Source organism: Pseudomonas fakonensis, from assembly GCF_019139895.1.
GTDB lineage: Bacteria > Pseudomonadota > Gammaproteobacteria > Pseudomonadales > Pseudomonadaceae > Aquipseudomonas > Aquipseudomonas fakonensis.
The window spans coordinates 1,886,285-1,906,015 of record NZ_CP077076.1 but is presented as its reverse complement, the minus strand read 5'-3'; the positions used below and the strand labels follow the sequence as shown (position 1 = coordinate 1,906,015).

Here is a 19,731-nt window from a genome sequence, read left to right as displayed (position 1 = left end):
TGCCGCAACGCTTGGAGTCCAATCTCCCGTGTCAGTTCTGCGCCTACCGCAAATGTCGGCCACGGCCGGCAAACAAACCTGGGGCAACCTGCCCGGTGCCGCCCTCAGCCTGGCCATCGCCGAAGCCGCCAGCAGCGCCGGCCGCTTCACCCTGCTGTTGACCGCCGACAGCCAGGCGGCCGACCGCCTGGAGCAGGAGCTGCGCTTCTTTGCGCCCGAGCTTCCGGTGCTGCCCTTCCCCGACTGGGAAACCCTGCCCTACGACCTGTTCTCGCCGCACCAGGACATCATCTCGCAGCGCATCGCCAGCCTGTACCGGCTGCCGGAACTGGATCACGGCATCCTCGTAGTGCCGGTGACCACCGCCCTGCACCGCCTGGCCCCCACGCGCTTCCTGCTGGGCAGCAGCCTGGTGCTGGACGTGGGCCAGAAGGTCGACGTGGAGCAGATGCGCACCCGGCTGGAAGCCAGCGGCTACCGCTGCGTCGATACGGTGTACGAGCATGGCGAATTCGCCGTGCGCGGCGCGCTGATCGACCTGTTCCCAATGGGCAGCAAGGCCCCCTATCGCATCGATTTGTTCGATGACGAGATCGAAACCCTGCGCACCTTCGACCCCGAGACCCAGCGCTCGATCGACAAGGTCGACTCGATCCGCCTGCTGCCGGCCCGCGAGTTCCCCATGCAGAAGGACGAGGTGACGCGCTTCAAGGCGCGTTTCCGCGAGCGCTTCGATGTGGATTTTCGCCGCAGTGCGATCTTCCAGGACCTCACCAGCGGCATCATCCCCGCTGGCATCGAGTACTACCTGCCGTTGTTCTTCGAAGAAACCGCCACCCTGTTCGACTACCTGCCGGCCAACACCCAGGTGTTCTCGCTGCCGGGTGTCGAGCAGGCCGCGGAGCACTTCTGGAACGATGTACGCGGCCGCTATGAAGACCGCCGCGGCGACCTCAGCCGGCCGCTGCTGCCGCCAGCCGAACTGTTCATGCCAGTTGAAGACTGCTTCGCCCGCCTCAAACAGTGGCCGCGGGTGGTGGTCAGCAGCGAGGACATCGACACCGGCGCCGGGCGCGAGCGCTTCCCGGCCCGCGCCCTGCCAAACCTTGCCATCGAGGCCAAGGCCAACCAGCCGCTGGCGGAGCTGTCGAACTTCCTCGACCAGTTCAGCGGCCGGGTGCTGTTCACCGCCGAGTCCGCCGGCCGGCGCGAAGTGCTGCTGGAGCTGCTCGAGCGCCTGAAGCTGCGCCCCAGGACTGTCGAAAACTGGGCCGACTTCGTCACCGGCAACGAGCGCCTGGCCATCACCATTGCCCCGCTGGACGACGGCCTGCTGCTGGACGACCCGGCCCTGGCGCTGGTGGCCGAGAGCCCGCTGTTCGGCCAGCGGGTGATGCAGCGCCGGCGCCGCGAGAAACGCGGCGAAGCCGCCAACGACGCGGTCATCAAGAACCTCACCGAGCTGCGCGAAGGCGCGCCGGTGGTGCACATCGACCACGGTGTGGGCCGCTACCTGGGCCTGGCCACCCTGGAAATCGACGGCCAGGCCGCCGAGTTCCTCACCCTCGAATACGCCGAAAACGCCAAGCTTTACGTGCCGGTGGCCAACCTGCACCTGATCGCCCGCTACACCGGCAGCGACGACGCCCTGGCGCCGCTGCACCGGCTGGGCTCCGAAGCCTGGCAGAAAGCCAAGCGCAAGGCCGCCGAACAGGTGCGCGACGTGGCCGCCGAGCTGCTCGACATCTATGCCCGCCGCGCCGCGCGCAAGGGTTACGCCTTCGCCGACCCGGCCGCCGACTACGCCACCTTCAGCGCCGGCTTCCCGTTCGAGGAAACCCCCGACCAGCAGGCCGCCATCGAAGCGGTGCGCGCCGACATGCTCGCCGGCCAGCCGATGGACCGCCTGGTGTGCGGCGACGTCGGCTTCGGCAAAACCGAGGTCGCCATGCGCGCGGCGTTCATCGCCGTGCACAGCGGCCGCCAGGTGGCGGTGCTGGTGCCCACCACCCTGCTCGCCCAGCAGCACTACAACAGCTTCCGCGACCGCTTTGCCGAATGGCCGGTGAAGGTCGAGGTGATGAGCCGCTTCAAGTCCGCCAAGGAAGTTGCAGCCGCCGCGGCGGAGCTGGCCGAAGGCAAGATCGACATCCTCATCGGCACCCACAAGCTGTTGCAGGATGATGTGCGCTTCAAGGACCTGGGCCTGGCGATCATCGACGAAGAACACCGCTTCGGGGTACGCCAGAAAGAACAGCTCAAGGCCCTGCGCAGCGAGGTGGACATCCTCACCCTCACCGCAACGCCGATCCCGCGCACCCTCAACATGGCGGTGTCGGGCATGCGCGACCTGTCGATCATCGCCACGCCGCCGGCGCGACGCCTGTCGGTACGCACCTTCGTCATGGAGCAGAACAAGAGCACGGTCAAGGAGGCCCTGCTGCGTGAGCTGCTGCGCGGCGGCCAGGTGTACTACCTGCACAACGACGTGAAAACCATCGAAAAATGCGCCGCCGACCTGGCCGAGCTGGTACCCGAGGCGCGCATCGGCATCGGCCACGGGCAGATGCGCGAGCGCGAGCTCGAACAGGTGATGAGCGACTTCTATCACAAGCGCTTCAACGTGCTGATCGCCTCGACCATCATCGAGACCGGCATCGACGTGCCCAGCGCCAACACCATCGTCATCGAGCGCGCCGACAAGTTCGGCCTGGCCCAGTTGCACCAGCTGCGCGGCCGGGTCGGGCGCAGCCACCACCAGGCCTACGCCTACCTGCTCACGCCACCGCGCCAGCAAATCAGCAGCGACGCCGAAAAACGCCTGGAAGCCATCGCCAATACGCAAGACCTGGGCGCAGGCTTTGTACTGGCCACCAACGACCTCGAGATCCGCGGCGCCGGCGAACTGCTGGGTGAAGGCCAGAGCGGGCAGATCCAGGCCGTGGGCTTCACGCTCTACATGGAAATGCTCGAACGCGCGGTCAAGGCCATCCGCAAGGGCACCCAGCCCAACCTCGAGCAACCACTGGGCGGCGGCCCGGAGATCAACCTGCGCCTGCCGGCGCTGATCCCCGAGGACTACCTGCCCGACGTGCATGCGCGGCTGATCCTGTACAAGCGCATCGCCTCGGCCGCCGACGAAGAAGGCCTGAAAGACCTGCAGGTAGAGATGATCGACCGCTTCGGCCTGCTGCCCGAGCCGACCAAGAACCTGATGCGCCTGACCCTGCTCAAGCTGCAGGCCGAGAAGCTCGGTATCAAGAAGGTCGACGCCGGCCCCAACGGCGGCAAGCTGGAGTTCGAGGCCGAGACGCCAGTGGACCCGCTGACCCTGATCAAACTGATCCAGGGCCAACCGAAACGCTACAAGTTCGAAGGCGCGACGCAGTTCCGCTTCCTGGTGCCGATGGAACGCCCCGAAGAACGCTTCAATACCTTGGAGGCGCTGTTCGAGCGCCTCGCCCCACAGACCACTTAAGGAAGCTCCATGCGCGCCATCCGTTGCCTGACCCTGCTGCTGTCGCTGATCGCGCCGGCGGCCTTCGCCGCAGGCCCGTATCAGGTGGAAATGCTCCTGGTGCGGCAGAACGCCGTGCCGGCCTTCACCAGCCCGTTCGCCCCGGAAAACTGGAGCGCCGGCGCCCCGCGCCTGGACCAGGCCGCCGAACGCCCGCCCATGCTGGCCGATGAGGCCACCCGCCTGCAGGCCACCGCCGACTACACCGTTCTGCTGCACAAAGCCTGGCAGCAACAGGGCGAGAGCGTCGCCATCCATGCCGGCGACGAGCAGTTCGGCCACTTCCCCATCGAAGGCAACCTGAGCATCAAGGAGAGCCGCTTCATCGCCGTTGACGCGAGCCTCTGGGTCAACCAGCTCGACAGCAACGGCAGCGTGGTGCGCAGCGAGCAGTTCAAGCAGAGCAACAGCAACATGAAAGCCGGCCAGCTGACCTTCCTCGACGGCGGCCACCTGGCCGTGCTGATCAAGGTCAGCCCTGCCGGCATGCGCAAGATGCCGGTGATGGACCCGGAGATGATGGAGCAGTGATGTGAGCCAGGGCGAGCTGCGCAAGCTGCTGGGTGAGTACCCGGGCTGGACCCGCTCGTTCGCAGGCCCCGCGCTGCAACGCGGCGAGCGCTATGCCAGCGAGGACCGCATCGAGCTCAACCGCTGCGACCTGAAGGGCATTGAAGCCCATTGCCGCGGCAGCCAGGGCCAGGTGTACCGCCAGCGCATCGAGCTCACCGTGCAAGGCCGCCAGTGCCACGTCAATGGCCGCTGCAGCTGCCCAGTGGGCCACAACTGCAAGCACTGCGCAGCGGTGCTCTATCACCTGGCCGCAAGCGAAGCTGATGGTAACGGCCTGGACGATGCCCTGCCGGCCAACCTGCAGCGCTGGCTCAAGGGCCTGGAGCCGCCGCAGGCCACCGAGCAGAGCGAACAGGAAGAAAAGCGCGGGCGCATGGTCTGCTACCAGTTGCGCCTGAGCGACGACGGCTGCGCTCTGCGCGTGCGCAAGGGCACCCGCGACGAAAACGGCATCCGCTACAGCCGGGTGCAGTCGCTGTACGAGTTTCTCTATGAGCCGCCACGCTTCGTGCAGGAAGAAGACATTCGCATCCTGCGCCTGCTGGCAGCGCAGAACCTGCCCAGCGGCGCCGAGCGCGGCTACCCGCTCAAAGGCCAGGAAGGCGGCGAACTGCTGCAGCGCGCGCTGGATACCGGCCGCATGCTCTACGACGAAAGCTTGCCGCTGCTGCTGCAAGGCCCCACGCGCCAGGCCGAGTTCCGCTGGGTGCGCCAGGACAACGGCAACTATGTCGGTATCTGGTACCACGGCGATGAACCGCTGCGTTGCGTGCTGCCACTGCTGCCGCTGTATTACTTCGACTACCTCACCCGCGAAATCGGCAAGGTCGGCCACGGCCTCGACCCGCATATCGCCCAGCAACTGACACTGGCACCCGATGTTCCTGAACACCTGGTCGTGCCCCTCAGCCACAAGCTCAATGCCTTGAACCATCAACTCCCCACCCCGACCACCCTAGACGAACAACTGCTCGACGGCATCCAGCCGGTTGCCCACCTGACCCTGGGCAGCCTCGAATTCAGTGCCTACATGCCCAAGACCGGGCGCATGCAGCGGCAGATGCAGCACCGCGCCGCGCTGGCCTTCGACTACGACGGCCTGCGCGCCAACGGCAGCGACGACAAGCCGCTGACCCGCCTGGCCGGCAACACCAGCCAGCGCATCCGCCGCCAGCCCCAGGCCGAACAAGCCCTGCGCAAGGCCCTGCGCGACTTTGGTTTCAAGCCTGCCACCCGGCAAAGCAAGGCGCTGCCCGACAGTGCCGGCGAAATGCTCCAGTTGCCCGACGACGAAGCCTGGCTGCGCTTTGCCCGCGAAGGCCTGGCAAAGCTGCGCGAAGCCGGCTGGGTGATCGACGTGCACCGCGACTTTGCCTTCAACCTGCACGAGGTGGACGACTGGTACGCCAGCATCGACGAGGCGCCGGGCCACGAATGGTTCGACCTGGAGCTGGGCATCGTGGTCGACGGCCAACGCCACAGCCTGCTGCCGATCGTGCTGCAGTTGCTGCGCGCCAGCCCCGAGCTGCTGCGCCCCAGCGAACTGGCCCGGCGCAGCGACGACGAACACCTGCTGCTGGACCTCAACCGCGCTCGCCACGACGCCCCGGCGCTGCGCGTCGCCCTGCCCTACGGCCGCATCAAGGCGGTGATGGGCACCCTGGGCGAGCTGTACCTGCACGAGGATGCAGTCGGCCCCAGCCTGCGCATGGAGCGCGCCGACGCCGCGCGCCTGAACGACATCGAAGGCTTGCCGCTGCTGTGGGAAGGTGGCGCCCAGGTACGCGACCTGGGCCGGCGCCTGCGCGATGCCCGCGACCTGCAGGTGGAGCCGCCCAAGGGCCTGAATGCCACCCTGCGCCCCTACCAGCAGCAGGGCCTCAACTGGCTGCAGGCGCTGCGCGAAATGGGCACCGGCGGCATCCTCGGCGACGACATGGGCCTGGGCAAGACCCTGCAGACCCTCGCCCACCTGCTGCTGGAAAAAGAAGCCGGGCGTCTGAACAGCCCGGCCCTGGCGGTGATGCCCACCAGCCTTGTGCCCAACTGGCTCGACGAGGCCCAGCGCTTTGCCCCCGGCCTGCGCGTACTGGCCCTGCATGGCCCGGGCCGCAACAAGCACTTCGCCGCGCTGGCCGAGTACGACCTGGTGCTGACCACCTACGCCCTGGTGCCGCGCGACCTCGAACACCTCAAGGCCCAGCCCTGGCACCTGCTGGTGCTGGACGAGGCGCAGAACATCAAGAGCGCCACCAGCAAGGCCGCCCACGCCGTGCGTGAGCTGCAGGCCAACCAGCGCCTGTGCCTGACCGGCACGCCGATGGAAAACAACCTGGGCGAGTTGTGGTCGATCTTCCACTTCCTGATGCCCGGCTGGCTGGGCGACAGCAAGCGCTTCAGCCATGACTACCGCACCCCCATCGAGCGCCATGGCGACGCCGAGCGCATGGCCCACCTGGCCGGGCGCATCCGCCCGTTCCTGCTGCGCCGCACCAAGGAGCAGGTGGCCACCGAACTGCCGGCCAAGACCGAGATGGTCCACTGGGTCGAGCTGAGCGATGCCCAGCGTGACACCTACGAGGCCGTACGGGTGGCGATGGACAAGAAGGTCCGCGACGAAATCGCCCGCAACGGCGCCTCGCGCAGCCAGATTGTCATCCTCGACGCGCTGCTCAAGCTGCGCCAGGTGTGCTGCGACCTGCGCCTGGTGAAGGGTGATGAAACCAAGGGCAGCTTCGCCGACAAGGGCAAGCTGGGCAGCCTGCTGGAGATGCTCGACGAGTTGCTCAGGGAAGGGCGGAAGGTGCTGCTGTTCTCGCAGTTCACCTCGATGCTGGCGCTGATCGAGCAGGAGCTGGTCAAGCGCGGCATCCGCTACAGCCTGCTGACCGGCGACACCCGCGACCGCCGCGCGCCGGTGCAGCAGTTCCAGAACGGCGACAGCGAGGTGTTCCTGATCAGCCTCAAGGCCGGCGGCACCGGCCTGAACCTGACCGCCGCCGATACCGTGATCCACTACGACCCGTGGTGGAACCCGGCCAGCGAGAACCAGGCTACCGACCGTGCCTACCGTATCGGCCAGGACAAGCCGGTGTTCGTGTTCAAGCTGATCACCCGGGGCACGGTGGAAGAGAAGATCCAGCTGTTGCAGCAGGAGAAGGCCGCATTGGCGGCCGGGCTGCTTGATGGCGGGCAGGCCGGGCAGTGGCGGCTGGGGGATGATGAGATCGAGGCGCTGTTCGCGCCGCTGCCGGGCAAGCGCAACCGGTAAGGCTCAATCGCGGGGCAAGCCCGCTCCCACAAGGATCACTCAACCCTGTAGGAGCCGGCTTGCCGGCTCCTACAGGTGCAGCGCTGGCCTGAGGCTTATGCGATCCCTGTGGGAGCGGGCTTGCCCGCGAAGAGGCCAGCGGGGTCAATCGACCAGCTGCGCGTCCTTCAACGCCCCCAGCGCTTCCAGCCAACGCGGCTGCTGGCGGTAATCGGTCCGCGCAAAGCCCTGCCCGCGCATCCGTGCGATGCGCGGCGACGGCGTGACCTTCATGCGCTGCGCCGCGCTCAGGGCCAGCTCGGCTGCAGCCCGGTCGTTGCACACCAGGCCCATGTCACAGCCGGCGCTCAGCGCCGCCTCGATGCGGCTGGCGGCATCGCCCACCACATGGGCGCCGGCCATGGACAGGTCGTCGCTGAAGATCACCCCGTCAAAGCCCAGCTCACCGCGCAGAATCTCCTGCAACCAGCGGCGCGAGAAGCCGGCTGGCTGGTTGTCCACCTGTGGGTAGATCACATGGGCCGGCATCACCGCCGCCAACTGGCCGCTCAGGCGGGTGAACGGTACAAGGTCCGCTGCACGCAACTGCTCCAGGCTGCGCTCATCCACCGGGATGGCCACGTGTGAGTCGGCCTCGGCCCAGCCATGCCCGGGGAAGTGCTTGCCGCAGGCGGCCATGCCGGCAGCATTCATGCCGCGAATGAACGCGCCGGCCAGTTGCGTGGCGCGCTCGGGACTACCCTCGAAAGCACGGCTGCCCACCACTGCGCTGCGCTGGTGGTCAAGGTCCAGCACCGGGGCGAAGCTCAGATCCAGGCCCACGGCCAGCACCTCGGTGGCCATCAGCCAACCGCACTGTTCGGCCAGGTACTCGGCGTTGGCGTTGTCGGCGATGGCGCGCATCGCCGGCAGGCGTACGAAGCCCTGGCGCAGGCGCTGCACGCGGCCACCTTCCTGGTCGACGGCAAGGATCAAGTCGGGGCGGATAGCGCGGATCGAGGCGCACAGCTCGCGCACCTGGCGCGGGCTGTCGATGTTGCGGGCGAAGATGATCAGGCCGGCCACTTCAGGCTGGCGCAGCAGGTGGCGGTCTTCGGCGGTGAGCCAGTGGCCGGCGATATCCACCATCAGGGAGCCTTGCAGGCTGGCGGTCATAGCGAGTCCTTCATTGGATGTGCGGGCAGGCCCGGTGCAGCCGGACCGCCACGGCGCAGGCACAGCCCACCGCGGGTGAAACCCGGCGAGTGCTGGCCAGCGAAAGAAAGGTACGGGAAATCGAGGTCGGGCATGGGGCGCTAGCTTAGCCGAAGCGCCCTGCCCCGCCCAGTGTCAGGCTTTGGCCGGCGCGCTGGTCTTGCTGCGCGGGCGCAGCTGCGCTGCGGCCATGGCTTCGTCGGTGACGCCGCTGTCGGCGCGCATGCCGGCAGCCAGGAACGGCACCATCAGGCGCATCACCTGCTCGATCGAGGTATTGATACCGAAGTCGGTTTCGGCAATGGCGCGCAGGGCCTTGATGCCGGACATGCTGAACGCCGCAGCGCCGAGCATGAAGTGCACGCGCCAGAACAGCTCCAGCGGCGGGATGCGCGGGGCGGCTTCGTTGACCAGCAGCATGTAGCGGCGGAACACCTTGCCGTACATGTCTTCGAGGTAGCGGCGCAGGTGGCCCTGGCTCTGGCTGAAGGCCAGGCCCAGCAGGCGCATGAAGATCGACAGGTCGTTGTTGCTGCGCGGCTGCACGGCCAGCGCCTGCTCCACCAGCATTTCCAGCAACTCTTCAAGCGTTGCCTTTTGCTCGGGGCGGCCCTGGCGGCGCTCCAGTTCACGCTCCAGGCTTGCGCAGAACGGGCCGAGGAAGCGCGAGAACACTGCCTGGATCAGGGCCTTCTTCGAACCGAAGTGGTAGTTCACCGCCGCCAGGTTGACCCCGGCCTTGCTGGTGATCAGCCGCAACGAGGTTTCCGCGAACCCGCGCTCCGCGAACAGCTGCTCTGCCGCATCGAGGATGCGTTCTACGGTTTCCGATTGGGCCATGACTACTCCGCCTGACAAACAGTTGTTTGAAACATACGTTTCAGCCCTGCTTCTGTCAAGGCTCCATGACCGGGTGGTCGCCCATTTAACCACAGCCACAAGGCATTGAATGCGCAGGCTTTGCCGGGTTTGTACGCGCGTGGTGCTTGCAGGCGGCCCGCCACTGTATATAATCCCAGTCACTGTATAAAAAGACAGAGCCCTCGACCATGCTGAAACTGACGCCACGCCAAGCCGAGATTCTGGCTTTCATCAAACGTTGCCTCGAAGACAACGGCTTCCCGCCGACCCGCGCCGAAATCGCGCAGGAGCTCGGTTTCAAGTCGCCGAATGCCGCCGAGGAACACCTGAAGGCCCTCGCCCGCAAGGGCGCCATCGAGATGACCCCGGGCGCCTCCCGAGGCATCCGCATCCCGGGCCTTGAAGCCAAGGCCGAGGAAAACGGCCTGCCGATCATCGGCCGCGTGGCCGCCGGTGCACCGATCCTCGCCGAGCAGCACATCGAAGAATCGTGCAACATCAACCCGGCGTTCTTCCACCCGCGTGCCGACTACCTGCTGCGGGTACACGGCATGAGCATGAAGGACATCGGCATTTTCGACGGCGACCTGCTCGCCGTGCACACCACCCGCGAGGCCCGCAACGGCCAGGTGGTGGTGGCCCGTATCGGTGACGAAGTGACCGTCAAGCGCTTCCAGCGCGAAGGCAACAAGGTCTGGCTGATCGCCGAAAACCCAGAATTCGCCCCCATCGAAGTCGACCTGAAGGAACAGGAGCTGGTGATCGAGGGCTTGAGCGTCGGCGTTCTGCGCCGCTGAACCAGGAGGCGTCATGCAGCCGTTCATCCAAGCTTCCCAGCCCACTCAGTTGCCGCTGTTCGAGGCCTTCCTCGCCCAGCCGGTACTGCCGGGGCTCAAAGCCAAAGAGGCACCCGGCAAAGCCACCCAGCCCGAGCTGTTCAGCGAGCTGACCCTGCGCGGCGCCCCGGGGCACTGCCATAGCTTGCTGGCGCCGATCCTGCGCGAGCTCAGCGAAGAAGACGACAACCGTTGGCTGACACTGATCGCCCCGCCCGGGAGCCTCACTCAAGCCTGGCTGCGTGACGCCGGTCTGAACCGCGAACGCATCTTGCTGCTGCAACCCGGCGGCAACCAGACTGCCCTGCAACTGGCCTGCGAAGCCTTGCGTCTGGGCCGCAGCCACACCGTGGTCAGCTGGCTGGGCAACGTCAACCACAGCATCCGCCAGCAACTGCTGCGTGCTGCGGCCACCGGAAACGCACAAAGCCTGAACATCCGCCTCGGCTGATGTTCAGGCTTTGCCTGTCAAAACTGCAATGTCTTGAGGGCTCACAGCCCTCAGTGAAGGACTCGCGGCCCCTCGTCACGCTCGAAATCGCCTTCTACCAGGCGACCCGCCATCTGCACGCCCACGCTGAGCATCGCCTTGGCCACTTCGACATGCTGTCCTTGCAGAAACACCTTGGCATCCTCGGAGAAATCCAGGGTCACCAGGGAACCTTCATCCTCGGCGCGGCGCAGCTCGATCCGGCCATCAGGCAACTCGACAATTTCTAGAAAGGACGTGGACATAAACGGGCCTGCGTTTCACGAAAGGTCCGTAGTGTAACAGCCATCAGGGCTATCAGCACTCACTCAACGCGTCGCGGAATCGTCTCACCAAGCCTTTAAGGTTGTTGCGCCAGCTCTCCAGCTCCTCGCGCGACAGCGCCGGGTGCTCGGGTTCGTCAAGGTTGACCGCCTGGATCAATGGCTGGGTAACGTCGGTTTTCGCGTTTTTTTTCGCGACCGGTGGTCGGAACAAATCGGCATAAGCGCCCAGCAACTGAGCCAGCCAGGTTTCCCGCTGGCGCACCAGTTCGAGCATCTCAGCCACTTCAGGGATAGCGATGCTGTTCAGCGCCTCATCGGCGAGGGCCTGCTCGACCGTGGCCACCACCGGCAGACGGTAGAAGCCACCGATCTCGTGGCACAGGCCCAGCAGCGCACCGTACAGGTGAAACAGCGCCGACTCGCGCTCGGCCTGGACCAGGCCCTGGGCGTTCATCGCCTGGCTGTGCTCGGCCTTGGCCATGGACTCCAGCGCAAGGCCGGCGAAGAACAGTTTCTGGTTGGTGCGGGTGTAGAGTTCCTGGGCCATTTTCGATGACCTCCCTAAAGCTGCAAAGCGATGCTGCAGTTTCGAGGATTGCCCTGCCCCACCGCAAGCACAAACGATCGCGGGGCAAGCCCGCCCCCACGATCAGCGTGGGAGCGGGCTTGCCCCGCGATTGAGCCTGAATGCCGAGCGCCGGGTCAGCGCTTGTCTTCAACCTTCCACTTGCCACCGTCGTAGAACGCCTTCCAGCCAGTCGGCTTGCCATCGACCTCGGACTGCACGTACTGCTCCTTGGTCTTGCGGCTATAGCGAATCACCGTCGGGCGGCCATCCGGGTCCTTCTGCGGGGCGTCGCAGAGGAAGTGGTACTTCGGGTCGATCTCATGCTTGTGCGGCACGATCTCGAGCACCAGCGGCGCGCGGGTCTCGCGGTTTTTCGGGAACTGGCTGGCAGCCAGGAACAGGCCCGAAGCACCGTCACGCAGCACGTAGGTGTCGTCGACCTTCTCGCACTTGAGCTCGGGCATGTCCACCTTGTCCATCTTCGGTGGCGCTGCCTCGCCGCTTTTGAGCAGCTTGCGGGTGTTCTTGCACGCAGGGTTGGTGCAACCGAAGAACTTGCCGAAGCGGCCGGTCTTGAGCTGCATTTCGCTGCCGCACTTGTCGCACTCAAGGCTCGGCCCTTCGTAGCCCTTGATGCGGTAGTTGCCCTCTTCGATCTCGTAGCCAACGCAATCCGGGTTGTTACCGCAGATGTGCAGCTTGCGCTTCTCATCCAGCAGGTAGGCGTCCATGGCGGTGGCGCAGATCGGGCAGCGGTGCTTGCCGCGCAGCACCAGCGACTCGGACTCGCCCTCGTCGTCAGCGGCGATTTCGTCGCCCGGCACCAGGTTCACCGTAGCCTTGCAACGCTCCTTCGGTGGCAGGCTGTAGCCCGAGCAACCGAGGAACACGCCGGTGGAGGCGGTGCGGATCATCATCGGCCGGCCACATTCCTTGCAGGCGATGTTGGTCGGGGTCGGCTGGTTGGCGCGCATGCCGTTTTCAGCGGACTCGGCGGTCTGCAGCTTCTTGCTGAAGTCACCGTAGAACTCGTCGAGCACGTTCTTCCAGTCACGCTCGCCCTGGGCCACGTCGTCGAGGTTTTCTTCCATGCCGGCGGTGAAGCCGTAGTCCATCAGGTTGGCGAAGCTCTCCGACAGGCGCTCGGTGACGATGTCGCCCATTTTTTCGGAGTAGAAGCGGCGGTTGTGCAAGGTCACATAACCGCGGTCCTGAATGGTGGAAATGATCGCCGCGTAGGTGGACGGGCGGCCGATGCCGCGCTTTTCCATCTCCTTGACCAGGCTCGCTTCGGTAAAGCGCGCCGGCGGCTTGGTGAAGTGCTGGCTCGGGTCGAGCTGGATCAGCTTGAGCACTTCGCCCTGGGCCATTTCCGGCAGCACGTCATCTTCGCCGGGCTTGCTCTGCTGTGGCAGCACACGGGTGTAACCGTCGAACTTGAGGATGCGGCCCTTGGCGCGCAGCTCGTAGTCGCCCGCCACCACGGTGACGCTGGTGGACAGGTATTGCGCCGGCGGCATCTGGCAGGCCAGGAACTGGCGCCAGATCAGCTCGTACAGGCGCTCGGCATCACGCTCCATGCCGCTGAGCTTGGTCGGGTGGGTGTTGACGTCGGACGGGCGAATCGCCTCGTGCGCTTCCTGGGCGCCTTCCTTGCTGCCGTACACGATCGGCGCAGCCGGCAGATACTGCTTGCCGAACTCCTTCTCGATGTAGCTGCGCGCCATTTCCACGGCATCCTGCGACAGGTTGGTCGAGTCGGTACGCATGTAAGTGATGTAGCCGGCTTCGTACAGACGCTGGGCCATCATCATGGTCTTCTTCACCCCGAAGCCCAGGCGGTTGCTCGCGGCCTGCTGCAGGGTGGAGGTGATGAAGGGTGCCGACGGCTTGCTGCTGGTCGGGCGGTCTTCGCGCTTGCTGATGGTGTAGCTGGAGGACTTGAGCTTCTCCAGCGCAGCCATGGCCTGAGCCTGGTTCAGCGGCTTGAACGCCTCGCCGTTCTCGCGCGCCACTTCAAAACGCACCTTGGCGTTCTTGGCGGTGCCCAGGTCGGCGTGGACTTCCCAATATTCCTCGGGGTTGAAGGCGCGGATTTCACGCTCGCGCTCCACCACCAGCTTGACCGCCACCGACTGCACGCGGCCGGCAGACAGGCCACGGGCGATCTTGGCCCACAGCAGCGGCGAAACCATGTAGCCCACCACGCGGTCGAGGAAACGGCGCGCTTGCTGGGCATTGACCCGGTCGATATCCAGCTCGCCAGGCTGCGAGAACGCTTCCTGGATGGCTTTTTTGGTGATTTCGTTGAACACCACGCGCTTGTAACGGCTGTCGTCACCGCCAATGGCTTCGCGCAGGTGCCAGGCAATGGCTTCCCCCTCGCGATCCAAGTCGGTTGCGAGATAGATGGTGTCGGCGTCCTTGGCCAGGCGGCGCAGCTCGTCGATCACCTTCTCCTTGCCGGGAAGGATCTCGTACTTGGCTTTCCAGCCGGCTTCGGGGTCGACGCCCATGCGAGCCACCAGCGTGCGGCGAGCCTTCTCCTTCGGCGACAGCGCCGGAGCCTCGGCCGCAGCCTTGCTGCGCTTGGCCGCCGGTTCCTTGCTCGCGCTGGCAGAACCGCTGGTGGGGAGGTCACGGATGTGGCCGATACTCGACTTCACCACGTACTGGCTGCCCAGGTACTTGTTGATGGTCTTGGCCTTGGCCGGGGATTCCACAATGACCAGCGATTTGCCCATGGATCGGAGTATTCCTGAATCTGAAGATGAAAAACGCGTCAGGTGCCGGACGCGGCACCGCTATATATAGTGGCAAAAGAGTGAGGTCAAGCGCGGTCGATCACTCGTGCGCCTTGCCACGCAGTTCAGGCAAGCCCTCTTCGGCCTTGACCAAAGCAAAGCGTGGCACCTGCTCGCCGTCAACCTCGACGGACTCCTGGAACATCGAAAGCGGCCTCACCCAGAAGCTGTAATCACCATACAGGCACTGATAGAAGACCATCCACTGCTCGTTCTCGGAATGCCGTGCAGCGCTGAAGACACGGTACTCAGGCCCTTTGTAATGCCGGTATACGCCTGGCTGTATCTGCATGTCGCCCACCCTCTTGAAACAAAACCTGTAAAAAAACAAAAACCGGGGCACAGGGCCCCGGCTGTAGCCTTGCCACGCGATCAGACGCGCTCGAAGACCGTGGTGATACCCTGGCCGAGGCCAACGCACATGGTCGCTACCCCAAGGGTGCCGCCATTTTGCTTCATCACGTTGAGCAGGGTGCCGGAAATCCGCGCACCGGAGCAACCGAACGGGTGGCCCAAGGCAATGGCGCCGCCGTGCAGGTTAACCTTCTCATCCATCTTGTCGAGCACTTTCAAATCTTTCAGCACTGGCAGGGCCTGTGCAGCGAAGGCTTCGTTGAGTTCGAAGTAGTCGATGTCGGCGATGCTCAAACCCGCGCGCTTGAGCGCTTTTTGCGTCGATGGCACCGGGCCGTAGCCCATGATCGCCGGGTCCACGCCGGCCACCGCCATGGAGCGGATCACTGCCAGCGGCTGGATGCCCAGGTCCATGGCGCGCTGCCCGGACATGACGATCATGCACGAAGCACCGTCGGTGATCTGCGACGAAGTACCAGCAGTCACGGTACCGCCCTTGGGGTTGAACGCAGGCTTGAGCGAGGCCAGGCCTTCGAGGGTGGTTTCCGGGCGAATGGTTTCGTCGTAGTCGAAGACCTTGAGGAAGCCGTTCTCGTCATAACCCTGCATCGGGATGATCTCGTCCTTGAACTTGCCTTCGAGCGTCGCCTTGTGGGCGAGCTGGTGCGAACGCAAGCCGAACAGGTCTTGCTGCTCACGGGTGATGCCGTGCATCTTGCCAAGCATTTCGGCGGTCAGGCCCATCATGCCCGAGGCCTTGGCCGCGTGCAGCGACAGGTGCGGGTTGGGGTCGACGCCGTGCATCATGCTGACGTGGCCCATGTGCTCCACGCCACCGATCACGAACACGTCGCCGTTGCCGGTCATGATCGCCTGGGCGGCGGTGTGCAGCGCGCTCATCGACGAGCCACACAGGCGGCTGACGGTCTGGGCCGCCGAGGTGTGCGGGATCTGAGTCATCAGCGAGGCCATGCGGGCGATGTTCCAGCCCTGTTCGAGGGTCTGGTTGACGCAGCCCCAGATCACATCCTCGACTTCTTTCGGGTCGACCTTGTCGTTGCGCTCCAGCAGCTTGCTGATCAGGTGCGCCGACATGTCTTCGGCGCGGGTGTTGCGGTGCATGCCACCCTTGGAGCGGCCCATCGGCGTGCGACCGAAGTCGACAATCACCACGTCTCTTGGATTCAGGCTCATATCAATAATCTCGCTCTAGCTCGTTGGGCGCTCAGTTGAAGAAGCGCTGGCCGTTCTTGGCCATTTCGCGCAGCTTCGCAGTGGGGTGGTACAGCGGCCCCAGGTCGGCGTATTGGTCGGCCAGTGCAACGAACTCGGCGACCCCGATCGAATCGATGTAGCGCAGCGCGCCACCGCGGAACGGAGGGAAACCGATGCCGTAGACCAGGCCCATGTCGGCTTCGGCTGCGGTTTCGACGATGCCGTCTTCCAGGCAGCGCACGGTCTCCAGGCACAGCGGCACCATCATCCAGTTGATGATGTCCTCGTCAGTGACTTCACGCTGCTCGAAGACCACCGGCTTGAGTACGTCCAGTACGGTGGCATCGAAGACTTTCTTCGGCTTGCCGCGCTTGTCGGTCTCGTAGGCGTAGAAGCCCTTGCCGTTCTTCTGGCCCAGGCGGTTGGCCTCGTACAGGGCGTCGACGGCCGAGCGGCGGTCGTCCTTCATGCGGTCCGGGAAGCCTTCGGCCATCACGTCGCGGCCATGGTGGCCGGTGTCGATGCCAACCACGTCCATCAGGTAGGCCGGGCCCATGGGCCAGCCGAACTTCTCCATCACCTTGTCGATGCGCACGAAGTCGACACCGGCGCTGACCAGCTTGGCGAAGCCTCCGAAGTACGGGAACAGCACGCGGTTGACCAAAAAGCCCGGGCAGTCGTTGACCACGATCGGATTCTTGCCCATTTTCTTGGCGTAGGCCACGGTGGTGGCAACCGCCACTTCACTGGACTTCTCGCCACGGATCACTTCCACCAGCGGCATCATGTGCACCGGGTTGAAGAAGTGCATGCCGACGAAATTTTCCGGGCGCTTGAGCGCCTTGGCCAGCAGGTTGATCGAGATGGTCGAGGTGTTCGAGGCGAGGATCGCGTTCTCGTTCACCTGGCCTTCCACCTCAGCCAGCACGGCCTGCTTGACCTTCGGGTTCTCGACCACAGCCTCGACGACGATGTCGACGTTGGCGAAGTCGCCGTAGGACAGGGTCGGGCGGATGGCGTTGAGTGCCTCGGCCATCTTGGCCGGGGTCAGGCGGCCCTTCTCCACACGGTTGCCGAGCAGCTTGGAGGCCTCGTTCAGGCCCAGCTGGATGGCTTGCTCGCGGATATCCTTCATCAGGATCGGGGTGCCCTTGACCGCCGACTGGTAGGCGATGCCGCCACCCATGATGCCGGCGCCGAGTACGGCGGCCTGCTTCACGTCGTGGGCGATCTCGTCGTGGGCCTTGGCCTTGCGCTTGAGCTCCTGGTCGTTCAGGAACAGGCCGATCAGGCTTTGCGCAACCGAGGTCTTGGCCAGCTTGGCAAATCCTGCGGCTTCGACTTCCAGAGCCTTGTCACGGCCAAAGTTGGCGGCCTTCTGGATGCTCTTGATGGCTTCGACCGGGGCCGGGTAGTTCGGGCCGGCCTGGCCTGCGACGAAGCCCTTGGCGGTCTCGAAGGCCATCATCTGCTCGATGGCATTGAGCTTGAGTTTCTCAAGCTTGGGCTGACGCTTGGCCTTGTAGTCCAGCTCGCCGCTGATGGCGCGCTTGATCAGGTCCAGGGCACCGGCCTGCAGCAGCTCGGGGGCCACCACAGCGTCTACGGCGCCGACCTTGAGGGCGTCTTCGGCGCGGTTTTCCTTGCCCGAGGCGATCCATTCGATGGCGTTGTCCGAGCCGACCAGGCGCGGCAGGCGCACGGTGCCGCCGAAGCCTGGGTAGATGCCCAGCTTGACTTCCGGCAGGCCGATCTTGGCGCTGCTGGACATGACCCGGTAGTCCGCCGCCAGGCACATTTCCAGGCCGCCACCCAGGGCGATGCCGTTGATGGCCGCGACGGTCGGCACTTCGAGGTCTTCGAAGGCATTGAAGATACGGTTGGCTTCCAGGTTGCCGGCAACCAGTTCGGCCTCGGGCAGCTTGAAGTTGTCGACGAACTCGGTGATGTCGGCGCCGACGATGAACACGTCCTTGCCGCTGCTGACGATCACGCCCTTGACCGAAGCGTCGGCCTGGATGGCGGCGACGGCTTCACGCAATTCGTTGAGCGTGAGGCGGTTGAACTTGTTGACGGACTCACCCTTGAGGTCGAACTTCAGTTCGACGATGCCGCTTTCAAGAGCCTTAACCGTGATGGCTTTACCTTCGTAAATCATCAACTGATCTCCACGATATGGAAGCTGAACTGTACACGCCGATCGCTGGCGCAAGTGCCGGACTGCCGGACGCTTGCCGCAGGCACACCCGTCGGCGGGCTGGTCGGGATGCTGTAAGAGCGGTCTGACATACAAACGCTCAATTCATACGCCCGTTTGATTTGGGTGTGCACACATTCTCCGAAATGATCGGCGTTGTCAAATGCTCGCGAACACCCTGAAAACGCGACTTTCCAGTCATGTTGTACTCCTCGGGTATGAAACATGATGACAGTGATCGCCGATCATTCATGTCAGCCATAAGCCATGGGCCGTCGCTTGCGGCTGGATATTTTTAAACGCGCCCGCCGCTAGTGGCTACACTGGCACCCACTGCACCCGTTTCCGGCCTGCCTGGCCTTTTCTGCGCAAGCAGAACGCATAGCGGCGCGCAGGAGCCCTTCAGCTCCTGCGCGCCGCTATGTCGTTGCGAGGTTGGAATTTGGATCATTTGGGGGCCGCTTTGCGGCCCTTCGCGGGCAAGCCCGCTCCTACAGGATTGTGCAACGCCCGCGAAGGGCTGCAAGGCAGCCCCAGGATTCAGGCAAGGGTTTCCAGGGCATAGGCAATATCCTGCAACACAGCCATTTCACCGCGCTCACTCCAGTACAGGGCGATCATGCGGGAGTCGGCCTCGACCTTGTAGACGCTCTCAGGCAGGCGCGCGAACACCTCTGCCAGGCGCGGGTCGGCGCAGGCTTCGCGCCACTGGTTGCACCACACGCCGGGGCTGACCTGCCAGTAACACCAGCTGTCGTCACAGCCCTTGCTCCGGGCGCGATGGTACTGCGGGCAAGGGCTTGGCGGCTCCTTTTCCAGCCAGTGCGGCCACTGCTGCGGGGCAAGCTGCATGGCCAGCCCCATGCGCCGCCCCTCAAGGCGCAGGCTCATCTGCTGGCTCTGCTTGCGCGACGGGCGCAGCCAGGCCAGCGGGCTCAAAACCACCGCAAGGATTGACACAACCAGCCATACCGTCATATCTGTAGACCTATAAAGCGTTGCAAATGAGCGGGTTACTCGGTTTCACGGAAGGCCCGAGCGAAAGCGACCATACTTCTACTATCGCGATTGTCAGGAGTACTGCACATGTCTTATGAACATCTTCTGGTCGCCGTCGACCTGACCGAAGAATGCGACCCGGTGATCAAGCGCGCCAAGGCCATTGCCTTGGCCAGCGGCGCCAAGGTCTCCCTGGTGCATATCGTCGAACCCATGGCCATGGCCTTTGGTGGCGACGTGCCGATGGACCTGTCGCAGCTGCAGCAGCAACAGTTCGACCAGGCCAAGGAACGCATGGACCGGCTGTTTGCCAAGTACCCGGACATCAACAAGGGCGACTCGCACCTGGTCTATGGCCAGCCACGTCAGGAAATCCACCAGCTGGCCAAGGACCAGAAGTGCGACCTGATCGTGGTCGGCAGCCATGGCCGCCACGGCCTGGCGCTGCTGCTGGGCTCCACCGCCAATGATGTGCTGCACGGCGCGCCATGCGATGTGCTGGCGGTGCGGTTGCAGAAAAAGGCTGAATGATGCGCTGACTGTCAGGGCTCTATCGCCGGCAAGCCGGCTCCTACAGGGTGCTGCA

General features: G+C 64.7%; 15 protein-coding genes. 6 read left to right on the top strand and 9 right to left on the bottom strand.

Going from position 1 to position 19,731, the window contains the following annotated elements:
* Positions 1 to 28 precede the first annotated feature (28 nt).
* From mfd to KSS94_RS08570, 3 genes are read left to right on the top strand one after another with little or no spacing between them, the layout of a single operon-like run.
* On the top strand, positions 29 to 3,478 hold the full coding sequence (gene mfd / locus KSS94_RS08580; RefSeq protein ID WP_217842567.1) for a transcription-repair coupling factor: 3,450 nt from the start codon (positions 29 to 31) through the stop codon (positions 3,476 to 3,478).
* A gap of 9 nt (positions 3,479 to 3,487) precedes the next feature.
* Entirely contained in the window at positions 3,488 to 4,048 is a 561-nt protein-coding gene (locus tag KSS94_RS08575; protein ID WP_217842566.1) for a CsiV family protein, read from the top strand.
* Position 4,049: 1 nt separating this feature from the next.
* A complete protein-coding gene (locus KSS94_RS08570) occupies positions 4,050 to 7,361 on the top strand; it encodes a DEAD/DEAH box helicase (RefSeq protein WP_217842565.1) in 3,312 nt (1,103 codons plus the stop codon).
* 144 nt (positions 7,362 to 7,505) lie between these two features.
* On the opposite strand, the gene nagZ is transcribed toward KSS94_RS08570, so the two are convergent.
* Positions 7,506 to 8,504, bottom strand: coding sequence for a beta-N-acetylhexosaminidase (gene nagZ, locus KSS94_RS08565; RefSeq protein ID WP_217843547.1), 999 nt, complete (start codon positions 8,502 to 8,504; stop codon positions 7,506 to 7,508).
* A 186-nt stretch (positions 8,505 to 8,690) separates the two neighbouring features.
* Entirely contained in the window at positions 8,691 to 9,395 is a 705-nt protein-coding gene (locus KSS94_RS08560; protein WP_217842564.1) for a TetR/AcrR family transcriptional regulator, read from the bottom strand.
* A 209-nt stretch (positions 9,396 to 9,604) separates the two neighbouring features.
* On the opposite strand from KSS94_RS08560, the gene lexA reads away from it, so the two are divergent.
* A complete protein-coding gene (gene lexA / locus KSS94_RS08555; RefSeq protein WP_217842563.1) occupies positions 9,605 to 10,213 on the top strand; it encodes a transcriptional repressor LexA in 609 nt (202 codons plus the stop codon).
* A gap of 13 nt (positions 10,214 to 10,226) precedes the next feature.
* Positions 10,227 to 10,703 carry an SOS-induced cell division inhibitor SulA gene (gene sulA / locus KSS94_RS08550; RefSeq protein ID WP_217842562.1) on the top strand — a complete coding sequence of 159 codons (477 nt, stop codon included), beginning with the start codon at positions 10,227 to 10,229 and terminating at the stop codon, positions 10,701 to 10,703.
* A gap of 50 nt (positions 10,704 to 10,753) precedes the next feature.
* On the opposite strand, the gene KSS94_RS08545 is transcribed toward sulA, so the two are convergent.
* From KSS94_RS08545 to KSS94_RS08515, 7 genes are all read right to left on the bottom strand, one after another.
* Positions 10,754 to 10,987: a hypothetical protein gene (locus KSS94_RS08545; RefSeq protein ID WP_186517230.1), complete on the bottom strand. Its 234-nt coding sequence runs from the start codon at positions 10,985 to 10,987 to the stop codon at positions 10,754 to 10,756.
* A 52-nt stretch (positions 10,988 to 11,039) separates the two neighbouring features.
* Positions 11,040 to 11,555 (bottom strand): DUF6586 family protein, encoded by a 516-nt coding sequence (locus KSS94_RS08540; protein ID WP_217842561.1) that lies wholly within the window; start codon positions 11,553 to 11,555, stop codon positions 11,040 to 11,042.
* Positions 11,556 to 11,710: 155 nt separating this feature from the next.
* Positions 11,711 to 14,320 (bottom strand): type I DNA topoisomerase, encoded by a 2,610-nt coding sequence (gene topA / locus KSS94_RS08535; RefSeq protein WP_217842560.1) that lies wholly within the window; start codon positions 14,318 to 14,320, stop codon positions 11,711 to 11,713.
* A gap of 100 nt (positions 14,321 to 14,420) precedes the next feature.
* A complete protein-coding gene (locus KSS94_RS08530; protein WP_217842559.1) occupies positions 14,421 to 14,672 on the bottom strand; it encodes a DUF1653 domain-containing protein in 252 nt (83 codons plus the stop codon).
* Between the two features lie 80 nt (positions 14,673 to 14,752).
* Complete coding sequence (fadA, locus tag KSS94_RS08525) at positions 14,753 to 15,928, bottom strand: acetyl-CoA C-acyltransferase FadA (RefSeq protein WP_217842558.1); 1,176 nt, start codon at positions 15,926 to 15,928, stop codon at positions 14,753 to 14,755.
* A 31-nt stretch (positions 15,929 to 15,959) separates the two neighbouring features.
* A complete protein-coding gene (gene fadB, locus KSS94_RS08520; RefSeq protein WP_217842557.1) occupies positions 15,960 to 18,107 on the bottom strand; it encodes a fatty acid oxidation complex subunit alpha FadB in 2,148 nt (715 codons plus the stop codon).
* A gap of 579 nt (positions 18,108 to 18,686) precedes the next feature.
* A complete protein-coding gene (locus tag KSS94_RS08515; RefSeq protein WP_217842556.1) occupies positions 18,687 to 19,124 on the bottom strand; it encodes a hypothetical protein in 438 nt (145 codons plus the stop codon).
* Positions 19,125 to 19,232: 108 nt separating this feature from the next.
* Between KSS94_RS08515 and KSS94_RS08510 the strand changes: the two genes are divergently transcribed.
* Complete coding sequence (locus KSS94_RS08510) at positions 19,233 to 19,676, top strand: universal stress protein (protein ID WP_217842555.1); 444 nt, start codon at positions 19,233 to 19,235, stop codon at positions 19,674 to 19,676.
* The last annotated feature ends 55 nt before the right edge of the window (positions 19,677 to 19,731 follow it).